Genomic DNA, 24776 nt, shown 5'->3' on the forward strand with positions numbered 1-24776 from the left:
GGGCCGGGGCTCAGGCGGCGGTGGGCCGGGAGAGGGCGGCGAGGGCCCGCCGCACGTCGGCGAGGGAGACCGTCGCCGAGTCGTCCAGCTCGGCCAGGCCGGCCTCGATCCACTGCCGCATCAGCGTGGTCACCCCGATGCCCCGGGCGTCGGCGGCGGCCCGCACCCGCTCGTAGGTCTCCAACGGCAGCCGCACCGAGCGGCTGACCATCGGCACGTCGGTGTCGGGGGTGGGCAGCTCCACCGGCGCGCCGGCGTCGATCAGCTCGGCGAGCGGGTCGCCACCGCCGTGGAACTGCTTGGTCGCGTCGTTACGGTTCATCGCCACGCCTCCTCATCGGCGGAATCTGCGGCCGGCGTCGTCGTCGGGAAACCGGCGGACGGCCTCGTCGTAGCGCTTGGCCTCGGCGTCGGTCAGCTCCCGGGCGGAGAGCACGTCCCAGTCGTTGTCGGCGCCGTCGGCCTCGGCGAGCAGCACGGCCAGCCGCCGGCCGTGGCGGGCGGCGGCGTAGACGACCATCACGTCGTCGCCCAGGTGCCGGATGACCCGCCGCGGGCTGTGCAGCGCCTCCCAGACCTCGCCGGGCGAGACGTCGTAGACCCGCAGGTTGGCCAACGCCTCGTCGGTGAAGCTGAACCGGCTGCCCACGAGCGGAGCGTACCACGGGCGTAACACGAGCCGGGGCGGGTCGATTTCGCTGATCAACGCCCCGCGACGAACCGATCAACGCCCCGGGGTGACAGGATGGGGGCGATCCCTCTTGGAGGTTCGTGGTGAAGCGTCAGGCGTACCAGCCGATCCTGATCACCGACGCGGCCCGCAGCCAGGACGACCAGCTCACCAGCCGGCAGCGCCGCTACGTCGTGATGATGGGCGTCCGGGTGGCCTGCGTGATCGTCGGCGCGATCCTGGTCGGCGCGCAGGCGCCCATGCTCTGGCTCTGGCTGCCGCTGTGCGGCCTCGGGATGGTGCTCATCCCGTGGCTGGCGGTGCTGCTGGCCAACGACCGGCCGCCGAAGGAGAAGCACCGGTTGGCCAACCGGTTCCAGCCCCGGCACACCGACCCGGCCGCGCCGATGAGCCTCGCCGCCGAGGAGCGCCCGCACAAGGTCATCGACGCCGAGCCCTGACAAGCCCGACCGGCCTCCGGGTGGCCGGCGCGCGCGCCGGTAGCGCCACCGGGCCCCGCCGGCCGGGCCGTCGGTCAGGCCGTCGGGCGCGCGCCGATGCTCGACACGGCCAGCGCGCCCAGGTCGCCGGCCCGGTCCAGCGCCGCCCGGGGCCCGGCCCCGGCCAGCCACGCCGACAGCAGCCCGGCCGCGAAGGCGTCCCCGGCCCCGGTGACGTCGGCCACGGCCACCCGCCGGGTCGGCGCCACGCTGACCGTCGCCGTCCGGTCCGCCCACACCGCCCCGGCCGCGCCGCGCTTCACCACCACCCGCCGGGCCGTCGCCGTCAGCGCCCGCGCCTGCGCCGCCGGGTCCAGCCCGCCGGCCAGCACGGCCGCCTCGTCGGCGTTGACCAGGAGCAGGTCGACGTCGCGTACCCAGGTCAGGAAGGCCGCCGCGCCGACCCGCCGCAGCGGCGCCGCGGACGCCGCGTCGACGCTGGTGGTGAGCCCGCGCTCGCGCGCCGCGGCCAGCGCGCGCAGCCCGGCGCCGCGCGAGGAGGCGTCCAGCAGGGGATACGCGGACAGGTGCAGGTGCCGCGCGTCGGGCGCTGCGGCGAGGGCGGCGTCGACGTGCCCGGTGCCCAGCCGCAGGTTCGCCCCCCGCTCGGTCACCATCGTGCGCTCGTCGCCGCCGGTGAGCACGATCACCGTGCCCGTGGTGTGCCCGGCGTGCCGCTCGACGGCGCAGTCCACGCCGGCCCGCTCCAGCTCGGCGACCCGGTCGCGGCCCGCGTCGTCGTCGCCGACGGCGCCGACCATGGTCACCGGCACGCCCTGGGCGGCGAGCCAGGCGGCGGTGTTGGCGGCCTGCCCGCCGCCGGTGACCCGGATCGTGGCCGGGGTGTCGGAGCCGGTGGCCAGCGGCCCGCCCAGCACCGCGACGACGTCGGTGATCAGGTCGCCCACGACGACGACCCGGCCCGGCCCGGCCGGGTGGCGCGCAGCGGTCATGCGGCGGCGCGGTCGGTGGCGGCGCGGTCGGCGGCGGCGACCGCGATCCGGGCGGCGAGGTCGGCGTTGCGCAGGATGATCCGCACGTTCACGGCGAGGCTCGCGCCCTCGGTGGCGGAGTGGAAGTGCGCGAGCAGGTACGGAGTCACGGCCTTGCCGGTCACCCCGTCGCGCTCCAGCAGGGCGAGGCCCTCGGCGAGCGTCCGGTCGTGCAGGGCCGGGTCGAGCTGCTCGTCGGCCGGCAGCGGGTTGGCCACGATCAGCCCGCCGCCGTGCACCCCGTGGGCGTCCCGTGCCGCCAGCACGTCGGCGACCTGCGCGGGCGAGTCGACCGACCAGTCCAGGTCGAAGCCGGCGTCGGTGAGATAGAAGCCGGGGAACCGGCGGGTGCGGTAGCCGACCACGGCGACGCCGAGGGTCTCCAGCCGCTCCAGGGTGGCCCCGACGTCGAGGATCGACTTGACCCCGGCGCAGACCACGGCGATCGGCGTGCGCGCCAGGGTGCCCAGGTCGGCCGACTCGTCGAAGGTCGTCGCGGCCTCCCGGTGCACCCCGCCCAGCCCGCCGGTGGCGAAGACCCCGATCCCGGCGGCGGCGGCCACCGCGCTGGTGGCGGCGACCGTGGTGGCCCCGTCCGCGCCGGTCGCGGCGGCGATCGCGAGGTCGCGCACCGAGAGCTTGCTCACCCCGTCGACGGTCGCGAGCCGGGTCAGCTCCGCGTCGTCGAGGCCCACCACGAGCTGACCGGCGACCATGCCGATGGTCGCCGGGACCGCCCCGGCGGCGCGGACGGCCTGCTCGATCTCGCGGGCCACCCGCAGGTTGTCGGGCCGGGGCAGGCCGTGCGAGACGATGGTGCTCTCCAGTGCGACGACCGGACGCCGGTCGCGCAGGGCGGCGGCCACCTCGACGCCGAGGCGGGTGTGGAAGCTGTTCACGTCCGTTACGGTACGGGCCGGGAAGGGGCGGCCTACGGTGGACCCGGCCAGGTCGACCTGCCAGACTGGAAAGTCGGAGGTGCAGAAGTGAACACACAGGTTCTCGAACGTCCGGACCTGCAGGATGCCGACACCGGTCCCGAGATGTTCCACTACGTCCGTAAGGACAAGATCGCCGAGAGTGCCGTCATGGGCACCTTCGTCGTCGCGCTGTGCGGGGAGAAGTTCCCGGTGACCAAGGCCGCCAAGCCGGGCTCACCGGTCTGCCCGAAGTGCAAGGAGATCTACGACTCCTGGGGCGAGTGACCACGGGCGGCCCCTCCGGCCGCCCACGTAACCTTCGGCGGTGACCACCTCCACCGCCCTGCTCCTGGCCGACCTGGCCGGGGTGGCCGTCTTCGCCGCCTCCGGGGCCTCCGCGGCGGTGGCCAAGCGCCTCGACCTGTTCGGCGTCGTGTTCGTCGGCTTCGTCGCCGCGCTCGGCGGCGGGATCCTCCGCGACCTGGTGATCAACGAGGTGCCGCCGCTGGCCTTCGCCGACTGGCGGTACGCGGCCACGGCCGCGCTCACCGCCGCCGCCACCTTCTGGCTGCACCCCAGGCTCGCCCGGCTGCGCACCACCGTGCTGGTGCTCGACGCCGCCGGCCTCGGGCTGTTCACCGTCACCGGCACCCTCAAGGCGCTCGACGCCGGCGTGCCGGCCGTCGGCGCGTGCCTGCTCGGCATGCTCACCGCCATCGGCGGCGGGCTCGGCCGGGACCTGCTCACCGGCGAGATCCCCGTGGTGCTGCGCCGGGAGATCTACGCGGTGGCGGCCCTCGCCGGGGCGGTCGCCGTGGCGCTGCTCGACGCGTTCGGGCGGGCCGACGCCGCCGGGTTGACCGCCGCGGCGGTGTTCGTCTTCGCGCTGCGCCTGGTGTCACTGCGGCGGCGCTGGTCCGCCCCGGTGGCCGCGCTGCGCCCGCCCCGCACCGGCACCCGGGGACCCGCCTCGTGACGACGGTCGGCGCTGACCCAGGGTGAGCGCTGGATCGCCGGTCGTGGTGGTGGCGGGCGGTGTCGATGTGACCAGCGTGGCGTCGCCTGGGCCCGCCGGCCCGCGCTGGTTATGCTGATCCGGCCTTCGCGGCACCCGATGCGCGAGGGCCTTTTCATGGGCGGCGGCACCCGTGGCCCTCGACCGGGGCCCGCCGTCGCGCGGTCGGAGAGGAGCCTGACGCGTGGCAGCCCGGACGCCGGCGCTCGAGACGTTCCCGCCCCTGCGTGCCTGGCAGCGCAAGGCGCTGGTGGAGTACCTGCGGCGACGCACCGACGACTTCACCGCGGTCGCCACCCCGGGGGCCGGCAAGACCACCTTCGCCCTGCGGATCGCCGCCGAGCTGCTCGCCGACGGCACCGTCGAGGCGGTCACCGTGGTCGCACCCACCGAGCACCTGAAGACCCAGTGGGCGCAGGCGGCGGCCCGGGTCGGCATCCAGCTCGACGCGGCGTTCCGCAACGCCGACCTGCACTCCTCCGCCGACTTCCACGGCGCGGTGGTCACCTATGCCCAGGTGGGCATGGCGCCGCAGGTGCACCGGCGGCGCACCATGACCCGGCGCACCCTGGTCATCCTCGACGAGATCCACCACGCCGGCGACTCCCGCACCTGGGGCGACGGGGTGAAGGCGGCGTTCGAGCCCGCCGTGCGCCGGCTGATGCTCACCGGCACCCCGTTCCGCTCGGACGACAACCCGATCCCGTTCGTCACCTACGAGCGCGGCGGCGACGGCCTGCTGCGCTCCCGCGCCGACGCCGTCTACGGCTACGCCGACGCGCTGCGCGACAACGTGGTCCGGCCGGTGCTGTTCCTGGCGTACTCCGGGGAGACCCGGTGGCGGACGAACGCCGGGGACGAGCTGGCCGCCCGGCTGGGCGAGCCGATGACGCAGGACCTCGTCGCCCAGGCGTGGCGTACCGCCCTGGACCCGGCCGGCGACTGGATGCCGCAGGTCCTGCGGGCCGCCGACGCCCGGCTGACCGTGCTGCGCAACGCGGGGATGCCCGACGCCGGCGGGCTGATCATCGCCAGCGACCAGCAGACCGCCCGCTCGTACGCGAAGCTGATCGAGCGGCTCACGGGCGAGAAGGCCGCGGTGGTCCTCTCCGACGACCAGGGCGCGTCCGCCCGGATCGCGACGTTCGCGGCGTCCGAGCAGCGCTGGCTGGTGGCGGTCCGGATGGTCTCCGAGGGCGTCGACATCCCCCGCCTGGCGGTCGGCGTCTACGCGACCAGCGCCAGCACCCCGCTCTACTTCGCCCAGGCCATCGGCCGGTTCGTCCGGGCCCGCCGCCCGGGGGAGACCGCGTCGGTGTTCCTGCCCAGCGTCCCGCACCTGCTCGGGCTGGCCAGCGAGATGGAGGCCGAGCGGGACCACGTGCTCGGCAAGCCGAAGGACCGCGAGGGGTTCGACGACGACCTGCTGGAGCGCGCCCAGCGCGACGACCAGGCCAGCGGGGAGCTGGAGAAGCGGTTCGCGGCCCTGTCCGCCACGGCCGAGCTGGACCAGGTGATCTTCGACGGCGCGTCCTTCGGCACCGCCGCCCAGGCCGGCACGCCCGAGGAGGAGGAATACCTGGGGCTGCCCGGTCTGCTCACCGCCGACCAGGTCTCCCTGCTGCTCACCAAGCGGCAGGCCGAGCAGCTGGCGGCCCAGCGCCGCAGGGCCACCGAGCGGGCCGCTGAGCCGGCCCCTGCCGCCACGGCGGCCCCACCTCAGCCCATGAGCGCCGCCCAGCGTCGGGTGGCGCTACGGCGGCAGCTGAACGCCCTCGTGGCCGCGCGGCACCACCGGACCGGTCTGCCGCACGGCAAGATCCATGCCGAGCTGCGCCGCCTCTGCGGCGGCCCGCCCAGCGCGCAGGCCACGATCGAACAACTGGAGGAGCGGATCGCCACCGTCCAGACCCTGTGACGGAGGTTCGAAACGGTCAAGCCGGCCGGAGGGGCCCGTGGGGCGCCTCCGGCCGGCTTGTGGTCGGTATGCGGACTTCTGCGGTCAGTTCGCCATCAGATCGGCGCCACGCCAGCTGAACTCGGGGTCCGTCGCGAAGCGCACGGTGATCTTCACGAGATCCTCCGCGTACTTGTTCGCGTGGTGCCCACAGAACACCAGCTCGCTCCCGCCCGCCAGAGTGATACGGAGCTTGCCGGCAGCGTTGCAGCGGTCGCACCGTTCATCGGCGGCTGGGGGAGCCACCGTCTCGGGCGGCGGCGTGAGGGTCGGGGTCATCGCCTTCCTCCTCTGGTCGTCACCGATGAACAATCTCGTCGGTCGTTGCTCACCTATCGTGCAACACCCGACGAGGGTCTTGCCTTCCCTGTGTGCCCGCGGGGGACCGAGGTCACACCTGGCGGCAACAGTGTGCCGTGCACCAAGGGTGCCACGTCAACGATCACAATCGTGCAACCGGCCGATCACCATCGAGTGTTGTACGCCTGGTGATCAAAGCGACACGTGCGGTTGACGAACTCGGGTCAGTCCAGGTAGTCACGGAGAACCTGTGACCGCGACGGGTGACGCAGTTTCGACATCGTCTTCGACTCGATCTGCCGGATCCGCTCCCGGGTCACGCCGTAGACCTGACCGATCTCGTCCAGCGTGCGCGGCTGGCCGTCGGTCAGGCCGAAGCGGAGCCGGACCACGCCCGCCTCGCGCTCCGACAGCGTCTGGAGCACCTGCTGGAGCTGGTCCTGGAGCAGGGAGAACGAGACGGCGTCGACCGCGACGACGGCCTCCGAGTCCTCGATGAAGTCGCCGAGCTGGCTGTCGCCCTCGTCGCCGATGGTCTGGTCGAGCGAGATGGGCTCCCGAGCGTACTGCTGGATCTCCAGCACCTTCTCGGGTGTGATGTCCATCTCCTTGGCCAGCTCCTCCGGGGTGGGCTCGCGGCCCAGGTCCTGAAGCAGCTCGCGCTGGATCCGGCCGAGCTTGTTGATCACCTCGACCATGTGCACCGGGATGCGGATGGTGCGGGCCTGGTCGGCCATCGCCCGGGTGATCGCCTGCCGGATCCACCAGGTCGCGTACGTGGAGAACTTGTAGCCCTTGGTGTAGTCGAACTTCTCGACCGCCCGGATCAGGCCGAGGTTGCCCTCCTGGATGAGGTCGAGGAACGCCATGCCCCGGCCGGTGTAGCGCTTGGCCAGCGACACCACCAGCCGCAGGTTGGCCTCCAGCAGGTGGTTCTTGGCCCGCTCGCCGTCGCGGGAGATCCAGCCGAGGTCGCGGACCATCTCCCGGACCAGCTTCTCCTCGCCCTCCTCGGCGGCGCGCAGCCGCTCGGCGGCGTAGAGGCCCGCCTCGATCCGCTTGGCGAGCTCCACCTCCTGCTCGGCGTTGAGCAGGGGCACCTTGCCGATCTGCTTGAGGTAGGCCCGCACGGAGTCGGCGGAGGCGGTCAGCTCGGCGTCGCGACGCGCCTGCTTGAGCGCCTCGGACTCCTCGTCGTCCCACTCGAAGTCGTTGTCGGTGGCGGAACTGGCGGCGTCGGCCGCGGCGGCCTGGGCCAGCTCCGCCGGCTCCTCGACCACCACGTCCTCGATCTCGGCGGCGAGCTCCTCCGGGTCGATGTCGCCCTCGGCGCCCTCGCCCTTCGGCTTGCCGGCGGCCTTGGCCGGCTTGCCCGCGGCGGCGGCCACCGTCGCCTTGGTGGCCCGCGTGGGCCGCGCGACCTTCGCCGGGACGGCGGCCTTCGCGACCGCCTCGGTCGTCGCCTTGCGCGCGGCGGCCTTCCGGGGCGCCGGCGCGGGGGCGTCGTCGGCGGCCGGCGCCTGCTTCGGGGCGGGCGCGGCCACCTTCTTCGTGGTCTTGGCGGTGGTGGCCCGGGACGCCGGGGTGGCGGACCGGGCGGCGGCGACCCGGCGGCGCGGGCTGGCCGAGCCGTCGACGACCACGGTCACCCCCGCTTCCGCGAGCGCACGCAGGATCTTCTTGGCCTGGGCCGGAGTCACCTCGGCGGACTCGACGGTGCGCGCGAGCTGGGCCGACGTGAGCTGGCCGCCGGCGCTCTGCGCGTGGGCGATCAGGGTGTCGGTGAGCGAGCGAACGTCGGCGCCGGTCTGGCGGGGTTCTGTCACGAAGACCTTCCGGAGGCGAAGAGCGAGCACGGCCGGGTTGCCCGACGCGGCATGGAACACGGTGCCGGGCGATGTCGTTGAGGGACCCCCGTGTCCCGGGCCGGCCGGTGGCTGGCGGTCCGTGGCGCGTGGGCAGGGTGAATTGTAACGCCGTCTGCCGCGATCATCCTGCGCCGCACGGCGGACCGACTGACGGGACCGCCGATTGGGCGCAGATGTGGACTTTGTAAGGATGATACTCGCGCGCGACCCGGACGGGTCCGGTCGTGCGGGAAGGGGACGAACCTATGGACCGCGCCGTGCCGCCACCCGGGGAACTGCTGGAGATCGCCGTCGATGTCGTCCGGGCCGCGGCGGCGACCGCACACCGGATGTGGGCCGAGGGCGTGTCGGTGGCCGCCACCAAGTCCACCGTCACCGACGTCGTCACCGCCGCCGACCGGGCCGTCGAGCGGCAGGTGCTCGACGCGCTGCGCCGGCTCCGCCCGCACGACGGCGTCCTCGGGGAGGAGTACGGCGCGGGCGACGCCACCCCGGCGGCCCGGGTGCGCTGGATCGTCGACCCGATCGACGGGACGGTCAACTACCTGTACGGGCTGCCGTACTGCGCGGTGTCGCTGGCCGCCGAGGTCGACGGCGAGGTGGTCGCGGGCGTGGTGCGCAACGTGTTCACCGGCGACGAGTGGACGGCCACCGCCGGGGGCGGCGCGTACCGGGCCGGGGAGCGGCTGCGCTGCTCGGCCGAGACCGACCTCGGGCAGGCGCTGGTCGCCACCGGCTTCGGCTACGACCCGGCCCGCCGGGCCCACCAGGCCCGGGTGCTCGCGGGGCTGATCGGCCACGTGCGGGACGTGCGCCGGCAGGGCGCCGCCTCGGTGGACCTCTGCCTGGCCGCCGAGGGGCGGCTGGACGCGTACTACGAGAAGGGCCTGAACCTCTGGGACCACGCGGCCGGGGCGCTGGTCGGCACCGAGGCCGGGCTGCTGGTCGGCGGCCTCGGCGGGCGGCCGGCGGGCCCGGACCTGGTGATCGCGGCCCCGCCGGCGCTCTTCGCGCCGCTGCACGACCGGCTGGCCGACCTGGACGCCTCGGGCGGCCCCTGACCGCCCGGAGGCGGCCGGGTCGGCCGGCCCCGTCACTTGTCGACGGGCATCGGGCAGGTGCCGGCCGGGGCGACCGGGGCGCCCAGGTCGCCGAGGGACTGGTTGACCTCGGTGGTCGTGGCGAGCTGGGCGAAGTTGTTGCCCAGGACCACGTCGACCGTGTCGTCCTTGCGCTTGATGTCGAACTTCGGCTCGGCGTTGTTGAGGAAGTACGCGCGCAGCAGGTGGGCGGAGCCGACGCCCTTCGGGCCGTACTGCAGGACGGCGACGCCGTCGAGCTGCTGCTTGGCGTTGCCCTCCTTCTTCACCTGGAACTTGCGGTTGCGGAAGTCGTCCGCCACCTTCTTGGCGAGGCCCGGCTCGTCGGTGGCGTTGTAGACGTTGATCTTCACGTCCTTGTTCTCGTGCAGGGTCACGTCCGCCAGCGGCGCGCCCTCGGGGCAGCCGGCGGCCGCGCCGCCCTTGCCCTGGGTGTCGCGGACCACGGCCACGACCACGATGACCAGGGCGACGACCGCCAGCAGACCGACGACTACGAGTGCTCGCACTCGCGCAAAGCTCATCCTGGCGCTCCCCGGACGGTGATTGGGTGGCGGCGGCCGGGGACGGGTGGGCCGCCCCGCCGGCCGCCGAGTACGCCGCTGAGGCTAACGGTTGTCCGGCGGTCGCGTGGAAACAGTCCGACATGCCGGCGCGCCAACCGGGAAGCGGGTAGTACTACCCCTATCTTCGTGTCGCCTGAGTCACATTGGGAACAACTTCGAGGTCTGGGGCGTACATCTGAGCCGCGAGGGCGGTATACATGCCTCGCCCGAGGGGGGTAAGGTACCGCGCTCGCTGGGGGAGTTTCTCTGGCGGACCCGGTTCGGCCGGTGGCCGGGTCGGGTGACCGACAAAAGTTGGTGGCCGGCAGTGGAACCGAAACAGCGCCTTCCGGCGTTACAACCGGGAGCGACCATATCGATATGGGAGAGTGAAACCGATGGCCACCGACTACGACGCCCCGCGTCGCGACGAGGTCGACCTCGGCGAGGACAGCCTGGAAGAGCTCAAGGCCCGGCGGGTCGACTCACAGTCGGGCGCCGTGGACGTCGACGAGGCCGAGGTGGCCGAGAGCTTCGAGCTCCCCGGCGCTGACCTGGCCGACGAGGAGCTCACGGTCAAGGTGCTACCGATGCAGCAGGACGAGTTCCGATGCGCCCGCTGCTTCCTGGTCCACCACCGCAGCCAGCTGGCGGTCGAGCGCAACGGCGAGCTGATCTGCCGCGAGTGCGTCTGACCGCGACACGGCACACCAGCGCCTCAACGGGGGATCTCCACGCCTCGACCCGGCGACATCAGCGGCGGCCTCATCGGTGAGGCCGCCGCTGTGGGAGTCGCCGGCGTCGGGCACGTCCACACCCGCCGGTGCGCCACCGGCCCACGGCACCGCCGTGCGCCGGTGGCGGGGAACTGCTTGACTCGTCAGGACGGTTCCCCCACCCGCCGACGCACCCGGGAGGTCGACGCATGGTCGAACACAACGACGACGGCGGGCGGCCCGCCAGCGACGGCGTCGGCGGGCCGGAGACCGCGCCGCCGGCCGGCGACCGCAGCGGGTCCGCGCTCGCTCCGCCCGGCGGCGACCGCACCGGGCCGGAGACCGCTGCGCCCGACGGCGACGACACCGGGCCGGAGACCGCCCCGCCGGGCGGCGCCGGCGCGGGGGAGGAACTGGGCGCGACCGTCGCCGCGCTGACCGCCGACGACATCGCGCCGGCCCGCCGGCGGCAACTGCTGACCCGGCTGGTCGGCCAGGTCCGCGGCCGGGGCCTCGCCGACCTGTTCAAGCCGCGCGCCGCCGTCCGCTGGATGACCGACGCGGTCGCCGACGTCGCCCCGCACGTGCCGATCCGGGACCTGGCCACCCTGCGCCGGCACTTCCCCGGCCTGGACGACGAGGCCCTCGCCGACCGGCTGGTCCGCAACGCCGCCCGGACGACCGCCGCGATCGGCGCCGCCGGCGGGGGAGTCGCGGCCGTCGAGTGGGCGGTCACGCCGACCCTGCTCTCCGCGCCGGTGCTGCTGGCCGCCGAGACGGTCGCCGTGGTGGCCGTCGAGCTGAAGCTGATCGGCGAGCTGCACGAGGTGTACGGCGCCCCGCTGCCCGCCGGAGGCACCCAGCGGACGGTGGCCGTCGTGCAGTCCTGGGCCAGCCAGCGGGGGGTCAACCCGATGCTGCCCGGTGTCGGCGTCAGCGCGGTGCTCGGCACGGCGGCCCGCAAGGAGCTGCGGGACACCCTGCTCAAGCGCTTCGGGCGCAACCTGACCACGCTCGGCCCGTTCCTCACCGGGGCGGCGGTCGCCAGCTATCTCAACCGGCGGGCCACCCGGGCCCTCGGCGAGCAGCTCCGCAAGGACCTCGGCCGGCAGCGGCGCGAGCTGCCCGGCCCGCCGCCCGCCCTGCCCTGACGCCCGCCTTGCCCTGACGCCGTCCGGCCCTGACGCCCGCTCCGCCCCGACGCCGCCTCAGCGGGCGTCGCGGGCGGCGAGGAGCGCGGCGGCCAGGCGTACCGGGTCGCGGGTGCTGACCACCCAGAACGGGGTGGGGTCGGCCGGGTCGTCCAGCACCACCTGGACCGCCCCGCTGATCCAGGGGCGCTGCACCACGAAGGCGAGCGGGTCCGCCCCGACACCGAGCACCTCGCGGCGACCGGCGGCGTCCAACGGGACGGCGTCGGCCACGAACCGCACGGGCAGGCGGGCGTCGTCCACCCGCAGCTCGCCGTCGGCCACGACGACGCGGATCCGGCCCAGCCACCACAGGGCGCCCACGGTCGCCGGCAGCAGCACCACGAACGGCAGCCAGGCGCGCACGCCGCCCGCGCCCAGCCACAGCTCCAGCGCGAGGAAGCCGCCGAGGGCCGGCCCGGCCAGCCAGAGCCACCACGGCAGGCTGAGCCGCTCCGCATGGTGGGTGGCGGTGGCGGCGGGCGTCGGGGCGGGCGATCGGCTCACTCCTGCCAGGGTACGGCGCACGGCGGCCGGCTGACCCGGCAGGATGACGGGGCACCCCGCGAAACGGACGGAAGAGGAAGACCGTGACCGACGACGTACCCGTGCCCGTGCGGCAGCTCGACCCGCAGCTGCCGCTGCCGGCGTACTCCCATCCCGGCGACGCCGGGGCGGACCTGGTGGCCGCCGCGGACGTGGAGCTGCCCCCCGGTGGCCGGGCCCTGGTGCCGACCGGGCTGGCGATCGCCCTCCCCGAGGGGTACGTGGGCCTGGTGCACCCGCGGTCGGGCCTGGCGGCGAGGCTCGGCGTGACGGTGCTCAACGCGCCCGGTACGGTCGACGCCGGCTACCGGGGTGAGATCCTCGTCAACCTGATCAATCATGATCGGGAGACACCGGCGAAGATCGCCCGTGGCGATCGGATCGCGCAACTCGTTGTGCAGCGGGTGGCACGGGCCGATTTCCGGCCGGTGGCCGAGCTGCCGCCGTCCCGGCGGGGCGTCGGCGGGCACGGCTCGACCGGCGGGCACGCCGGGCTCGTCCCGCCGCCGGCGGACCGGGCCGGCGGGCAGCCGGAAGAGGTGGCAGGGTGAGTGCGAACAGCGGAGGGTGGGTGCAGTGATCTTCTCCCGAAAGCGGGCCGGTGACGGTCGGCAGGTCCGTGACGAGCGGTCCGCCGAGGTCGTCGACGGCTCCGCCGCCGAGGCCCCGGCGCGCGGCCCGTACGACGTCTCCGAGGCCCCCGACGGGGTGCAGCGGCTCGACCTGGGCAGCCTGCACATCCCGGCGGTGGCCGACGTGGAGGTGCGGGTGCAGGCCGACCCGGAGGGCGTGATCCAGCAGGTCGTGCTGGTGCACGGGCAGAGCGCGCTCCAGCTCGGCGTCTTCGCCGCGCCCCGCTCCGAGGGCATCTGGGACGAGGTGCGGGAGGAGATCCGGCAGTCGCTGTTCAACGACGGCGCGGCGGCCCAGGAGGCGCAGGGCGAGTACGGCCCGGAGCTGCACGCCCGGGTGCGCACCCCGGACGGCCTGACCGACCTGCGGTTCGTCGGGATCGACGGCCCCCGCTGGATGGTGCGCGGCGTCTACCAGGGCGCCGCCGCGACCGACCCGTCCGCCGCCGGCCCGCTGCGCGAGTGTCTGGACGGGCTCGTCGTCGACCGCGGCCAGGAGGCGAAGCCGGTGCGCGAGCCGCTGCCGCTGCGCCTGCCGCGCGAGGTCGCCGAGCAGGCCGCCCCGCCCGTCGAGGCCTGATCGGGCGTCGCCCGGCCCGCCCGGGCCCGCCGTCGGCGCGCCGCCGCCGGCCCGGTCCGGGGCGGGCCGCCGCTCCCGGCCGCGCGCCGGCCGGCGTACGCTGGCGGGACGGCCTCGCCCGCGCAGGCCGGACCGGTGCCGGCGCGGCCTGCCGGCGGAGGAGGGGTTGAGGCGGTCATGACGACCGACGAGGGCGGCCGGGTCTCGTTCCGGCGGCTGCTGCACCGGCTCACCGCGAGCGAGGCCGAGATCGAGGCGCAGGAGCTGCGCCGGGAGAGCGCCGAGTCCGGCGGCGTGCCGGCCCGGCAGTGCGCGCGGGGTCAGGTCGTCTGCGTCAACGGCCGGCTGCGCACGGTCGTCTACACCCCCCGGACGAACCTCCCCACCCTCGAAGCTGATCTATATGATGGCAGCGACGTGGTGACCCTGGTCTGGCTCGGGCGGCGGCACATCGCCGGCATCGAGCCGGGCCGGCACCTCACCGCCCGGGGCCGGGTGGCGGTGCGCGACGACCGCAAGGTCATCTACAACCCGTACTACGAGTTGGAGCCGCCGAAGTGACGACGCGCACGACCCCGACGGGAGGGCCACGATGACCACCGGAGCCCAGCGGGCGACCGAGCCCGGCGCCGGCCCGGAGGACGAGGCGCCGCTGCCGACCCTCGCCGAGCAGATGGCCGACCAGCTCGGCGGCTGGCGTGGGCTGGTCGAGTCGAGCATCCCGGTGGTCGTCTTCGTCGTCGCCAACATCGTCGGCGAGCTGCGCCCCGCCGTCATCGCCTCGGTGGCCGTGGCGCTGCTCATCGCCGCGCTGCGGCTGGTCCAGCGCCGGCCGGTGCGGCACGCGGTCAACGGCCTGGTCGGCGTCGGCATCGGCGCGGCCATCGCCTGGCGCACCGGCGACGAGCGCGACTTCTACCTCCCCGGCATCCTCTACGGCATCGGCTACGGGCTGGCGCTGCTGGTCTCGGCGGCGGTCAGGCAGCCCCTCGTGGGCTGGATCTGGTCGGTGCTGGTGGCCAAGGGGCGCTCCGAGTGGCGGGACGACCCCCGCCTCGTGCGCACCTTCACCCAGCTCACCGTCCTGTGGGGCGTGGTGTGGCTGGCCAAGGTCGGCGTGCAGGCCGGGCTCTACCTCGCCCACCAGGACACCGCGCTCGGCGTGGCCCGGCTGGCGCTGGGCTACCCGCCGTACGCGCTGCTGCTGCTGATCACCGTCTGGACGGTGCGCCGGGTGACGCGCGAGCGGGAGGCGGGGCAGGAGGCCACGGCGGCCCCGGAGCCCCTGCCCGGCGGCTGAGCCCCCGCGGCGGCGGCCACGGGCCCGCGCCGATCCTCCGGGCGCGGCGGCCACCGACCCACCCGGGACCCGCGCCGATCCTCCGAGGGTGCCGATGCGCCGAGCGTCGCCCCGGCCGGGGCTCAGCTCGCGCCGCGGGTCCGCTCGATGCTGTCCGTGCCGAGGATCACCGCGCGGACGTCGTCCTCCACCTCCGCCGTGCACACGAAGATCAGCTCGTCGCCGGCCTCGATCGGGTCGTCCGGGCTGGGCACCAGCACCCGCTTGCCGCGCAGGATGGCCACCAGGGCGGCGTCGCGGGGGAGCGGCACGGCGTGGATCGGCTGCCCGACGTACGGCGCGGTCGGCGGCAGCGTGATCTCCACCAGGTTCGCCTCGCCCTGCCGGAACGTCATCAGCCGCACCAGGTCGCCGACGGTCACCGCCTCCTCGACCAGGGCCGCCATCACCCGCGGCTTGCTCACCGCGACGTCGACGCCCCACTGCTCGGTGAACAGCCACTCGTTCTCGGCCCGGTTGACCCGGGCCACCACCCGGGGCACCGCGAACTCGGTCTTGGCCAGCAGCGACACCACCAGGTTGACCTTGTCGTCCCCGGTCGCCGCGACCACCACGTCGCAGCCGGCGACGTCGGCCTCCTCCAGGCTGGCCAGCTCGCAGGCGTCGGCGAGCACCCACTCGGCCGCCGGCACCCGGTCGGGCCGCAGCATCCGGGGCTGGCGCTCGATCAGCATCACCTGGTGGCCGTTGTCGATCAGCTCCTGCGCGATCGAGCGGCCCACGTTGCCGGCGCCGGCGATGGCGATCCGCATGCTCAGTGCGCTCCTTCCGGCGGGCTGCCCGCCACCGAGGTCGCCGACGTCACGATGTCGTCGGTGACCAGCATGAAGACCTGGTCGCCCTCCTGCACGGCGGTGGAGCCGGTGGGCAGGGTGCCGATGCCGAAGCGGATCAGGTAGGCCACCCGCGCCCCGCTCGCCTCCTCCAGCGCCCCCAGCGGCCGGCCGATCCAGTCCTTGTGCACCGGCACCTCGACGATCGAGACGGTGCTGGTCGGATCCCGGAAGATCTCCACGTTGCCCTCGGGCACCAGGTGGCGCAGCATCCGGTCGGCCGTCCACCGCACGGTGGCCACGGTCGGGATGCCCAGCCGCTCGTAGACCTGGGCCCGGCGCTGGTCGTAGATGCGCGCGGCGACCCGGGAGACGCCGAACGTCTCGCGGGCCAACCGGGCCGAGATGATGTTGGAGTTGTCGCCGCTGGAGACCGCCGCGAAGGCGTCCGCCCGTTCGATGCCGGCCTGCCGGAGCACCTCGCCGTCGAAGCCCGCGCCGGTGACCGTGATGCCCGCGAAGTCCGGGCTGAGCCGGCGGAACGCGTCGGCGTCCTGGTCGATCACCGCCACCGAGTGCCCCCGGGCCTCCAGGCTCTGGGCCAGGGTCGACCCGACCCGGCCACAGCCCATGATCACGACATGCACGTGTCCCTCCCAAGGTGCGCGCATCCGCCCGCCGTCGACCCCTCGCCTGCGAGCCTGCCACGTCGGGGTTACCGGCGGGGGACGACGGTACTCCGCCCTGTCGGAGCCGCCGCCCCGCCACCCCCGGGTGACCACGGAACCGTCGTCGTACCCTTAGCGCTTGTGGCCAGTCCCACCTCGCTGCTGAAGCGGCTGCTCGTCGGTCGACCGTTCCGGTCCGACCGGCTCCAGCACACCCTCCTGCCGAAGCGCATCGCGCTGCCGGTCTTCGCCTCCGACGCCCTCTCCAGCGTGGCGTACGCCCCCGACGAGATCCTGCTGACGCTCTCCATCGCGGGCGCGTCGGCGTTCCTCTTCTCGCCGTGGATCGCCCTCGCCGTGGTGGTGGTGATGCTCACGGTGGTGGCCAGCTACCGGCAGAACGTGCACGCCTACCCCTCCGGCGGCGGCGACTACGAGGTGGCCACCGTCAACCTCGGCCCCCGGGCCGGCCTCGCGGTGGCCAGCGCGCTGCTCGTCGACTACGTGCTCACCGTGGCCGTGTCGGTCTCCTCCGGCGTGGCCAACCTGGGGTCGGTGGTGCCGTTCGTGGCCACCCACAAGGTGCTCATCGCCGTCAGCGCGGTGGTGCTGCTCACCGCGATGAACCTGCGCGGCCTGCGCGAGTCCGGCACCGCGTTCGCCATCCCGACGTACGGCTTCGTGATCGTCATCGGCGGCATGATCGTCACCGGCCTGGTCCGGTACTTCGTCCTCGGCCACGACCTGCGCGCGCCCAGCGCCGGCCTGGAGATCCAGGCCGAGCACAGCGTCACCGGGTTCGCCCTGGTCTTCCTGCTGCTGCGGACCTTCTCCTCCGGCTGCGCCGCGCTCACCGGCGTGGAGGCGATCTCCAACGGGGTGCCCGCGTTCAAGGCCCCGAAGAGCCGCAACGCCGCCACCACCCTGCTGCTGCTCGGCACCATCGCGGTGAGCATGCTCGTCGGCATCATCTGGCTGGCCCGGCTCACCGGCCTCCAGTTCGTCGAGGACCCGAACCTGCAGATCCTCTCCGGCCCCGACGGATACGTGCAGAAGACCGTCACCGCCCAGCTCGGCGAGACGGTCTTCGGCTCCGGGTCGGTGCTGCTGTACGTGGTCGCCGGGATGACCGCCCTGATCCTCTTCCTCGCCGCGAACACCGCGTTCAACGGCTTCCCGGTGCTCGGCAGCATCCTCGCCCAGGACCGCTACCTGCCCCGGCAGCTGCACACCCGGGGCGACCGGCTGGCGTTCTCCAACGGCATCGTCTTCCTCGCCGTCGCCGCGATCGTGCTGATCGTCGGGTTCCAGGCCGAGGTGACGCGGCTCATCCAGCTCTACATCGTCGGCGTCTTCGTCTCGTTCACCCTCTCCCAGGCCGGCATGATCCGGCACTGGAACCGGCACCTGCGCACCGAGCGGGACCCGCAGGCCCGCCGCCGGATGATCCGGTCCCGGGCGATCAACGCCTTCGGCATGGTGATGACCGCCGCGGTGCTGGTCATCGTTTTGATCACCAAGTTCCTGCTCGGCGCGTGGATCGCCATCGCCGCGATGGCGGTGCTCTACGTGCTGATGCTGGCCATCCGGCGGCACTACGACCGGGTCGCCGCCGAGCTGGAGCCGACCGAGGTCCGGGGCGTGCTGCCCGCCCGCAACCACGCCATCGTGCTGGTCAGCAAGCTGCACCAGCCGACGCTGCGGGCCATCGCGTACGCCCGGGCCACCCGCCCGGACACGCTGACCGCGGTGACGGTGAACGTCGACGAGAAGGACACCCGGGACCTCCAGGCCGACTGGGAGCGGCGGGAGCTGCCGGTGCCGCTGACCGTGGTCGACTCGCCGTACCGGGAGATCACCCGGCCGATCCTCGACTTCGTGGCCAACACCCGCCGGGAGTCGCCGCGCGACGTGGTCACGGTCTTCATTCCCGAGTACGTCGTCGGACGCTGGTGGGAGAACCTGTTGCACAACCAGAGCGCGCTGCGCCTCAAGGGGCGGCTGCTGTTCGAGCCGGGCGTCATGGTCACCAGCGTGCCGTGGCAGCTCGCCTCCACCGCCGGCAAGAACCTCGACCGGCTCGACGCGACGCTGACCCGGGGCCCGGCGCGCGGCCCCCGGGTCGCCCCGCGCAGCACCCTGCCCCCGCCGGTGCCGCCGGTGGCCTCCGCCCCGCCCGGCGAGCGCGGCCCGACCGAGGGGGACCGGCGATGACCCGGCCGGGCGTGGCCGCGCCCCGTGCCGGTGAGGGCGCCTCCCGGGCCGGTGGAGGCGCCTCCCGGGCCGGCGCGGGCGGCGACGGTCGTCCGGCGGGCGTCGGGCGGGGCGAGGCCGAGCGGCGGGGGCTGGAGGAGGCCGAGCGGGTCGAGCTGACCGTCGACGCCGTCGCCCCCGGCGGGCACTGCGTGGCCCGCGTCGACGGGCAGGTGGTCTTCGTCCGGCACGCGCTGCCCGGCGAGCGGGTGGTGGCCGAGGTCACCGAGGTGCACCGCGGGTTCGTCCGCGCCGACGCGGTGACGGTGCTCGACGCCGCGCCGCAGCGGGTCGCGCCGCCCTGCCCGTACGCGAAACCGGGTCTCTGCGGCGGCTGCGACCTCCAGCACGTCGCGCCCGCGGCCCAGCTCGACTGGAAGGCCGCGGTGGTCCGCGAGCAGCTGCGCCGCCTCGCCGGCCTCACCGACGCGGAGATCGACCGGCTCGGGGTCCGGGTCGCCGCGCTGCCCGGCGGGCCGCTCGGCTGGCGCTCCCGGGTCCGGTACGCGGTCGACGCCGCCGGCCGCGCCGGGCTGCTCAAGCACCGCTCGCACGAGGTGGTGCCGGTCGACCGCTGCCTCATCGCCCACCCGGCGATCCAGGCGCTGCCGGTGCTGGGGCGGCCCTGGCCGGCGGCCGAGGCGGTGGAGGCGGTCGCCTCGACCGGCGGCGACGTCACCGTCACCGCCCTGCCCCCCGACGCCGCTGCGACCGCCCCGCCCGCCGCCCCGGCTGCCCTGCCCGCCGCCCCGCTCGACGGCCTGACCGCCCCGCCCGACGGCCCGGCTGCCCCGCCCGCCGCCCTGACCGGCCCGGCCGTCGCCCCGCCCGCCGCCGGGCCGCAGACCGTCCGGGAGGTGGCCGCCGGCCGGGAGTGGACGCTGCCGGCGTCCGGCTTCTGGCAGGTGCACCCGGCGGCGGCCGACACCCTGGTCGACGCGGTGCTCGACCTGCTCGACCCGCGGCCGGGCGAGTCGGCCTGGGACCTCTACGGCGGGGCGGGGCTGTTCGCCGCCGCCGTGGCCGCCCGGGTCGGCCCGGCCGCCCGGGTCACCGTCGTGGAGTCCGCCGGCGCGGGCGTCGCCGCCGCCCGGGACAACCTGCGGGACCTGCCCGGCGTCGAGGTGGTGGCGGCCCGGGTGGAGACCGCCCTGGCCCGCCGCCGGATCACCGGCCCGGTGGACCTGGTGGTGCTGGACCCGCCGCGCAGCGGGGCCGGCGCGCGGGTGGTGCGGGACGTGGTCGCGGCCGGGCCGCGCGCCGTGGCCTACGTGGCCTGTGACCCGGCCGCCTTCGCCCGGGACGTGCGCACCTTCGCCGAGGCCGGCTGGGAGCTGGCGGGGCTGCGCGGCTTCGACCTGTTCCCGATGACCCGGCACGTCGAGCTGGTCGGCCTCCTGCGACCCGGTCGGTGACCGGCGCCCGGCGCGCGGCGCCCGGCGCGCGGCGCCCGGCGCGCGGCGCCCGGCGCGCGGTGCGCGGCGCGCGGTGCGCGGCGCGCGGGGTTGATTGCAGGGGGCCCTTCCTATACAGAAAGCGTTAACAGGGGGCCCTTCCTTACATGCGGATCGTGGGGTTGATGTCGGGGACGTCGTACGACGGGGTGGACGTCGTCGCCGCCGAGTTCGCCGTCGACGGAGAGACGCTGCGGCTGCGGCCGCTCGGGCATCTCGGCCTCGACCACGACGCGGGGCTGCGGGCGCAGATCCAGGCGGTGCTGCCGCCGCACCCGACCACGATCGAGGCGGTCTGCCGGCTGGACAACCGGCTCGGTGAGGTGTTCGCCGACGCGGCGGCGCGCGGCGTGGAGCTGGCCGGCGGGCGGGTCGACGCGGTCGTCTCGCCGGGGCAGACCGTGTTCCACTGGGTCGACGGCGGCACCGTGCGCGGCACCCTCCAGCTCGGCGCGCCGGCCCGGGTGGCCGCGCGGGTGGGCGCGCCGGTGCTGTCGGACCTGCGCGCGGCCGACGTCGCCGCCGGCGGGCAGGGCGCGCCCCTGGTGCCGGCGTTCGACGCGCTGCTGCTGGGCGGCGAGGACGGCCCGCCCCGGGCGGCGCTCAACCTGGGCGGCATCGCCAACCTCACCGTGGTCGCCCCCGGCGCGCCGACCCTCGGGTACGACGTGGGCCCAGCCAACGCGCTGCTGGACGCGGCGGCCCGGCGGTTCCTCGGCCGTCCCTGCGACCTCGACGGGGCCCGGGCGGCGGCGGGGCGGGTGCACCCCGGGCTGCTGGAGCTGCTGCTCGCCGAGCCGTACTACGCCGCGCCGCCGCCCAAGTCCACCGGCAAGGAGCTGTTCCACGCCGGGTACCTCGACGAGCGGCTCGCCGCGCTCGGCGCGCCCGTGGCCGCCGACGACGTGCTGGCCACGCTGACCGAGCTGACGGCCCGGACGGTGGCCGCCGCGTGCGACCGGCACCAGGTGGCCGAGGTCGTCGCCGCCGGGGGCGGGGTGCGCAACCGCACCCTGTGGGGCCGGCTGGCCGCCCTCGGCGCGGGCCGGTGGCGGCTGCGGACCAGCGACGAGCTGGGGGTGCCGGCCCAGGCCAAGGAGGCGTACGCGTTCGCCCTGCTCGGCTGGCTGTCCTGGCACGGCCTGCCGGGTGCGGTCCCGTCGGTGACCGGGGCCCGCACGGCGACCGTGCTGGGCTCCTGGACGCCGGCCGGCCCGGCCCGGCACGCCCCGCCGGTCGCCCCGCCCCGCCGCATGGTGATCGTCTCCTGACTGCGCACCCGGTCAGCGGGGTCGTTCACCGGCCAGGCTGCGGACTACCGGGCGGCCGATAGACTCTTCGCTCATGAGTGCTGAAGAGGACACGGCCAACCACGGCCGGCTGCTGGCCACGGTGCGGGGTCCGCAGGACGTGAAGCGGATGACCGCCGAGCAGCTGGACATCCTCGCCGCCGAGATCCGTGACTTCCTGATCGCCAAGGTCTCCCGCACCGGCGGGCACGTCGGCCCCAACCTGGGTGTGGTGGAGCTGACACTGGCGATGCACCGGGTCTTCGACTCCCCCCGGGACCGGCTCCTGTTCGACACCGGCCACCAGGCGTACGTGCACAAGATCCTCACCGGCCGGCAGGACGGCTTCGACAGGCTGCGCCAGCGCGGCGGCCTCTCCGGCTACCCAAGCCAGGCCGAGAGCGAGCACGACCTGATCGAGAACTCGCACGCCTCCACCGCCCTGTCCTACGCCGACGGGCTGGCCAAGGCGTACGCGCTGCGCGGCGAGGCGCGCTCCGTGGTGGCCGTCGTCGGCGACGGGGCGCTGACCGGCGGCATGTGCTGGGAGGCGCTGAACAACATCGCCACCTCCGGCAACCCCCTGGTGATCGTCGTCAACGACAACGGCCGGTCGTACGCGCCGACCATCGGCGGCCTCGCCGACCACCTGTCGTCGCTGCGGCTCAACCCCGGCTACGAGAAGGTCCTCGACACCGTCAAGGACGCCCTCGGCTCGACGCCGCTGGTCGGCCGTCCCATGTACGAGGTGCTGCACGCCGTCAAGAAGGGCATCAAGGACGCGGTCGCCCCGCAGGCCATGTTCGAGGACCTGGGCATCAAGTACGTCGGCCCGGTCGACGGGCACGACGTGGCGGCGGTCGAGTCGGCGCTGCGGGCGGCGAAGCACTTCGGCGGCCCGGTGATCGTGCACGCGGTGACCCGCAAGGGCTACGGCTACCGGCCGGCGGAGGAGGACGAGGCCGACTGCTTCCACGGCCCCGGCGCGTTCGACGTGGCGACCGGCAAGCTGGTCGCCGCCCCGTCGGTGAAGTGGACCGGCGTCTTCGCCGACGAGCTGGTCGCGATCGCCGACGCCCGGCCCGACGTGGTGGGCATCACCGCCGCGATGGCCGAGCCGACCGGCATCGCCAAGCTGGCCCGCAAGCACCCCGACCGGGTCTACGACGTCGGCATCGCCGAGCAGCACGCGGCCACCTCGGCGGCCGGGCTGGCCCTCGGCGGGCTGCACCCCGTGGTGGCGGTCTACGCGACGTTCCTCAACCGGGCCTTCGACCAGGTCCTGCTGGACGTGGCGATGCACAAGCTGCCGGTGACGTTCGTGCTGGACCGGGCCGGGATCACCGGCCCGGACGGGCCGAGCCACTACGGCATCTGGGACATGTCCGTCTTCGGGGTGGTGCCGGGCCTGCGCATCGCCGCTCCCCGGGACGCGGCGACCCTGCGCGAGGAGCTGCGCGAGGCGATCGCCGTGGACGACGGACCGACCGTCGTGCGGTTCCCGACCGGCACCGTCGCCGCCGACCTGCCGGCCGTGCGCCGGGTCGGCCCGGTCGACGTGCTGGCCGAGGCGGACCGCGCCGACGTGCTGCTGGTCGCGGTCGGCTCGTTCGGCCACCTCGGCATGGAGGTCGCCGCCCGGGTCGCCGAGCAGGGCTACGGGGTGACCGTGGTCGACCCGCGCTGGGTGCGCCCGGTCCCCGCCGAGCTGGTCGAGCTGGCCGCCGGCCACCGGCTCGTCGTCACCGTCGAGGACGGCGTGCGCGTCGGCGGCGTCGGCGACGCCCTCGCCCAGGCGATGCGGGACGCCGACGTCCGGGTGCCGCTGCGGGACCTGGGGGTGCCGGCCGACTGGCACCCGCACGGCACCCGCGCGCAGATCCTCGCCGACCTGGGCCTCACCGCGCAGGACGTGGCCCGCGACGTCACCGGCTGGATCTCCCGCCTCGACGCGCAGCAGTCCGAGCCGGTCCGCCTGCCCAACTGAGTGCAAGGAAGGGCCCCTTCTTAACGCCTGGCGTCGAGAAGGGGCCCCTTCTCACCTGTCCGCCGTGGGGCGGGGCGGCGGCGCGGTGGCGCGCCGCCGAGGGCTGCGGGGGCGGGTCAGCGGCCGCCGACCGAGCGGTAGTAGGTCTTCTCCGCGCCGGCCAGGCTGAACGTCGCCTTGCTCGTTGGCTGCGGCACCACCACCAGCCCCGGCCGGTCGACCAGCCGGGGGGTGCCCGGGGGCACCGACAGCGAGGTGTAGCGGTTGGCCCGCCAGCTCAGCACCACCAGCGGCTGCCCCGGCACCGGCAGCACGTACGCCTGCAACGTGTTGGCGCGGTCGGCCGGCGAGAACACCGGGTCGCCGGCCGCCGGGCGGTAGACGACGGCCGTCATCGTGCCCGTACCGGTCTCCCAGCTCAGCTGCTCCAGGTCGGCCGGGTCGCCCCCGCCGAGAGCCACCTCGCCGAGCGCGCGCACGCTCACCTTGCCCCGCGGCCAGGACTCCGGCACCGCGCGGGGCGCGTCCCGGTCGCCGATGCGGCGCGGGATGCTGCCGAACGGGCCCCGCTCGTCGGCCAGCTCGCAGGTGTCCAGCTCGTCCAGCGCCCGCCGGCCCGAGCCCGTCTCGTCGCGCACCAGCGGGTAGCGGGGGTCCGTGGTGGCCGTACCCAGGTCGAGCAGGCGGTCGGCGGCCCGGCCGCGCGGCAGCGAGCTGGTGGCCCGCAGCGTCGCGGTCAGCGGCACCGCCTGGCAGGCCGGCACGTCCACCGGGTCGGTCAGCCCGTCGCGGGTGACCAGGGCCCGGCCCTTCGGGCCGAGCAGCCGCTCGACCCGCTCGGAGAGCAGGTAGCGACGCCCGGCGCTGGTCTGCACGGGCAGCACGTCGGAGTAGACGAGGTAGCCGGGGTCGGTGTATTCGCTGGCCCGGTCGACCACGTAGCGGTTGCCGTCGCGGGTCAGTTGCAGCAGCCAGGAGGCGCTCTCGCCGGGGACGTCGGCGGCCACCAGGGCCAGCGGCGCGCCGTCGGCCTCGCCGGACCACAGGATCCCCGAGGACGGCAGGTGCGCCCGGTCGTCGACCGGCGTCCGCCAGGCGCGGACCGCGTCGGTCACCGCCGCCGTCGCCGCCGCGTCGCCGGCCAGGCCGCCCCGCGCGGGCCACACCCGCAGCGTGCCGTCCAGGCTGTCGTAGCCCACCGGGAGGGCGTCGGGCTTGCGGTCGGCGACCGGGCCGCAGGCCGTCGCGGTCAGCAGGAGGGCGAGCAGCGTGGTGGCCGTCCCGCCGCGTCGGCGCGCTGAAGCCACGTGTACGCCCCCGATCGCGTCGCCGGTCGTGTTGCGCCCCACATGATACGAGACGGCGGCGGACCGCGAACCGGCACCTCGATCCCCGGCCGCGAGCTGCGCGCCGACCGCCCACAAGGGACGCAACGGTGATTGTCGGGCGTGGCCCCGCCTC

General features: G+C 75.1%; 26 protein-coding genes. 15 read left to right on the forward strand and 11 right to left on the reverse strand.

Features of this window, described 5'->3' with window-relative positions; genetic code table 11:
• Nucleotides 1-10 precede the first annotated feature (10 nt).
• Nucleotides 11-322 (reverse strand): hypothetical protein, encoded by a 312-nt coding sequence (locus tag O7633_RS29200; RefSeq protein ID WP_074473972.1) that lies wholly within the window; start codon nucleotides 320-322, stop codon nucleotides 11-13.
• 12 nt (nucleotides 323-334) lie between these two features.
• A complete protein-coding gene (locus O7633_RS29205) occupies nucleotides 335-649 on the reverse strand; it encodes a hypothetical protein (RefSeq protein WP_246384501.1) in 315 nt (104 codons plus the stop codon).
• Between the two features lie 125 nt (nucleotides 650-774).
• On the opposite strand from O7633_RS29205, the gene O7633_RS29210 reads away from it, so the two are divergent.
• Nucleotides 775-1131: a DUF3099 domain-containing protein gene (locus O7633_RS29210; protein ID WP_074473973.1), complete on the forward strand. Its 357-nt coding sequence runs from the start codon at nucleotides 775-777 to the stop codon at nucleotides 1129-1131.
• A 74-nt stretch (nucleotides 1132-1205) separates the two neighbouring features.
• Here O7633_RS29210 and O7633_RS29215 read toward each other — a convergent pair whose 3' ends face one another.
• Nucleotides 1206-2123 carry a PfkB family carbohydrate kinase gene (locus O7633_RS29215; RefSeq protein WP_282324685.1) on the reverse strand — a complete coding sequence of 306 codons (918 nt, stop codon included), beginning with the start codon at nucleotides 2121-2123 and terminating at the stop codon, nucleotides 1206-1208.
• Nucleotides 2120-3061, reverse strand: a complete 942-nt coding sequence (locus O7633_RS29220; RefSeq protein ID WP_282324686.1) for a pseudouridine-5'-phosphate glycosidase — start codon at nucleotides 3059-3061, stop codon at nucleotides 2120-2122. Before O7633_RS29220 ends, O7633_RS29215 begins: the two co-directional genes overlap by 4 nt.
• Nucleotides 3062-3148: 87 nt before the next feature.
• Here O7633_RS29220 and O7633_RS29225 point away from each other — a divergent pair, with 87 nt between their 5' ends.
• From O7633_RS29225 to O7633_RS29235, 3 genes are all read left to right on the forward strand, one after another.
• Entirely contained in the window at nucleotides 3149-3367 is a 219-nt protein-coding gene (locus tag O7633_RS29225) for a DUF3039 domain-containing protein (RefSeq protein WP_278133171.1), read from the forward strand.
• Between the two features lie 40 nt (nucleotides 3368-3407).
• Complete coding sequence (locus O7633_RS29230) at nucleotides 3408-4058, forward strand: TRIC cation channel family protein (RefSeq protein ID WP_278133173.1); 651 nt, start codon at nucleotides 3408-3410, stop codon at nucleotides 4056-4058.
• A 223-nt stretch (nucleotides 4059-4281) separates the two neighbouring features.
• Nucleotides 4282-6015: a DEAD/DEAH box helicase gene (locus tag O7633_RS29235; protein WP_178063928.1), complete on the forward strand. Its 1734-nt coding sequence runs from the start codon at nucleotides 4282-4284 to the stop codon at nucleotides 6013-6015.
• 84 nt (nucleotides 6016-6099) lie between these two features.
• On the opposite strand, the gene O7633_RS29240 is transcribed toward O7633_RS29235, so the two are convergent.
• Nucleotides 6100-6333, reverse strand: a complete 234-nt coding sequence (locus O7633_RS29240; protein WP_074474066.1) for a hypothetical protein — start codon at nucleotides 6331-6333, stop codon at nucleotides 6100-6102.
• 245 nt (nucleotides 6334-6578) lie between these two features.
• Complete coding sequence (locus tag O7633_RS29245; protein ID WP_074474067.1) at nucleotides 6579-8180, reverse strand: RNA polymerase sigma factor; 1602 nt, start codon at nucleotides 8178-8180, stop codon at nucleotides 6579-6581.
• A gap of 287 nt (nucleotides 8181-8467) precedes the next feature.
• Here O7633_RS29245 and O7633_RS29250 point away from each other — a divergent pair, with 287 nt between their 5' ends.
• Nucleotides 8468-9283: an inositol monophosphatase family protein gene (locus O7633_RS29250; RefSeq protein WP_282324688.1), complete on the forward strand. Its 816-nt coding sequence runs from the start codon at nucleotides 8468-8470 to the stop codon at nucleotides 9281-9283.
• A 32-nt stretch (nucleotides 9284-9315) separates the two neighbouring features.
• Here O7633_RS29250 and O7633_RS29255 read toward each other — a convergent pair whose 3' ends face one another.
• The gene (locus tag O7633_RS29255) at nucleotides 9316-9831 is read right to left on the reverse strand and encodes a LytR C-terminal domain-containing protein (RefSeq protein WP_178063931.1); all 516 of its coding nucleotides are present in this window, start codon (nucleotides 9829-9831) and stop codon (nucleotides 9316-9318) included.
• A 434-nt stretch (nucleotides 9832-10265) separates the two neighbouring features.
• Between O7633_RS29255 and O7633_RS29260 the strand changes: the two genes are divergently transcribed.
• Together O7633_RS29260 and O7633_RS29265 are read left to right on the forward strand one after the other, a co-directional pair.
• Nucleotides 10266-10562, forward strand: a complete 297-nt coding sequence (locus O7633_RS29260) for a DUF4193 domain-containing protein (RefSeq protein WP_007075406.1) — start codon at nucleotides 10266-10268, stop codon at nucleotides 10560-10562.
• A 230-nt stretch (nucleotides 10563-10792) separates the two neighbouring features.
• Nucleotides 10793-11734 (forward strand): hypothetical protein, encoded by a 942-nt coding sequence (locus O7633_RS29265; RefSeq protein ID WP_282324689.1) that lies wholly within the window; start codon nucleotides 10793-10795, stop codon nucleotides 11732-11734.
• Nucleotides 11735-11791: 57 nt separating this feature from the next.
• Here the strand turns inward: O7633_RS29265 and O7633_RS29270 are convergent, their stop codons facing one another.
• Nucleotides 11792-12280, reverse strand: a complete 489-nt coding sequence (locus O7633_RS29270; protein ID WP_282324690.1) for a DUF3093 domain-containing protein — start codon at nucleotides 12278-12280, stop codon at nucleotides 11792-11794.
• A gap of 83 nt (nucleotides 12281-12363) precedes the next feature.
• Here O7633_RS29270 and dut point away from each other — a divergent pair, with 83 nt between their 5' ends.
• The 4 genes from dut to O7633_RS29290 all read left to right on the forward strand — a co-directional run bounded on the left by dut (nucleotide 12364) and on the right by O7633_RS29290 (nucleotide 14831).
• A complete protein-coding gene (gene dut / locus O7633_RS29275; protein WP_282324691.1) occupies nucleotides 12364-12870 on the forward strand; it encodes a dUTP diphosphatase in 507 nt (168 codons plus the stop codon).
• A gap of 25 nt (nucleotides 12871-12895) precedes the next feature.
• Nucleotides 12896-13531 (forward strand): DUF3710 domain-containing protein, encoded by a 636-nt coding sequence (locus O7633_RS29280; protein ID WP_282324692.1) that lies wholly within the window; start codon nucleotides 12896-12898, stop codon nucleotides 13529-13531.
• A gap of 177 nt (nucleotides 13532-13708) precedes the next feature.
• Nucleotides 13709-14092 (forward strand): OB-fold nucleic acid binding domain-containing protein, encoded by a 384-nt coding sequence (locus O7633_RS29285; RefSeq protein WP_278133186.1) that lies wholly within the window; start codon nucleotides 13709-13711, stop codon nucleotides 14090-14092.
• Between the two features lie 31 nt (nucleotides 14093-14123).
• Nucleotides 14124-14831: a DUF3159 domain-containing protein gene (locus O7633_RS29290; protein ID WP_278133188.1), complete on the forward strand. Its 708-nt coding sequence runs from the start codon at nucleotides 14124-14126 to the stop codon at nucleotides 14829-14831.
• A 122-nt stretch (nucleotides 14832-14953) separates the two neighbouring features.
• Here the strand turns inward: O7633_RS29290 and O7633_RS29295 are convergent, their stop codons facing one another.
• The gene (locus O7633_RS29295; protein ID WP_282324693.1) at nucleotides 14954-15643 is read right to left on the reverse strand and encodes a TrkA family potassium uptake protein; all 690 of its coding nucleotides are present in this window, start codon (nucleotides 15641-15643) and stop codon (nucleotides 14954-14956) included.
• A 2-nt stretch (nucleotides 15644-15645) separates the two neighbouring features.
• Nucleotides 15646-16311 carry a TrkA family potassium uptake protein gene (locus tag O7633_RS29300; protein ID WP_278133190.1) on the reverse strand — a complete coding sequence of 222 codons (666 nt, stop codon included), beginning with the start codon at nucleotides 16309-16311 and terminating at the stop codon, nucleotides 15646-15648.
• A gap of 162 nt (nucleotides 16312-16473) precedes the next feature.
• On the opposite strand from O7633_RS29300, the gene O7633_RS29305 reads away from it, so the two are divergent.
• From O7633_RS29305 to dxs, 4 genes are all read left to right on the forward strand, one after another.
• Complete coding sequence (locus O7633_RS29305) at nucleotides 16474-18546, forward strand: APC family permease (protein ID WP_282324694.1); 2073 nt, start codon at nucleotides 16474-16476, stop codon at nucleotides 18544-18546.
• Nucleotides 18543-20000 (forward strand): TRAM domain-containing protein, encoded by a 1458-nt coding sequence (locus O7633_RS29310; protein WP_282324695.1) that lies wholly within the window; start codon nucleotides 18543-18545, stop codon nucleotides 19998-20000. The genes O7633_RS29305 and O7633_RS29310 overlap by 4 nt, the downstream gene beginning before the upstream one ends.
• A gap of 146 nt (nucleotides 20001-20146) precedes the next feature.
• Nucleotides 20147-21310, forward strand: a complete 1164-nt coding sequence (locus tag O7633_RS29315; protein ID WP_282324696.1) for an anhydro-N-acetylmuramic acid kinase — start codon at nucleotides 20147-20149, stop codon at nucleotides 21308-21310.
• A gap of 73 nt (nucleotides 21311-21383) precedes the next feature.
• Nucleotides 21384-23315 carry a 1-deoxy-D-xylulose-5-phosphate synthase gene (gene dxs / locus O7633_RS29320; protein WP_074473988.1) on the forward strand — a complete coding sequence of 644 codons (1932 nt, stop codon included), beginning with the start codon at nucleotides 21384-21386 and terminating at the stop codon, nucleotides 23313-23315.
• A gap of 116 nt (nucleotides 23316-23431) precedes the next feature.
• On the opposite strand, the gene O7633_RS29325 is transcribed toward dxs, so the two are convergent.
• Nucleotides 23432-24622: a hypothetical protein gene (locus tag O7633_RS29325; RefSeq protein ID WP_282324697.1), complete on the reverse strand. Its 1191-nt coding sequence runs from the start codon at nucleotides 24620-24622 to the stop codon at nucleotides 23432-23434.
• Nucleotides 24623-24776: the final 154 nt, after the last annotated feature.

This window comes from Micromonospora sp. WMMD712 (genome assembly GCF_029581295.1).
Taxonomy (GTDB): Bacteria; Actinomycetota; Actinomycetes; order Mycobacteriales; family Micromonosporaceae; genus Micromonospora; species Micromonospora carbonacea.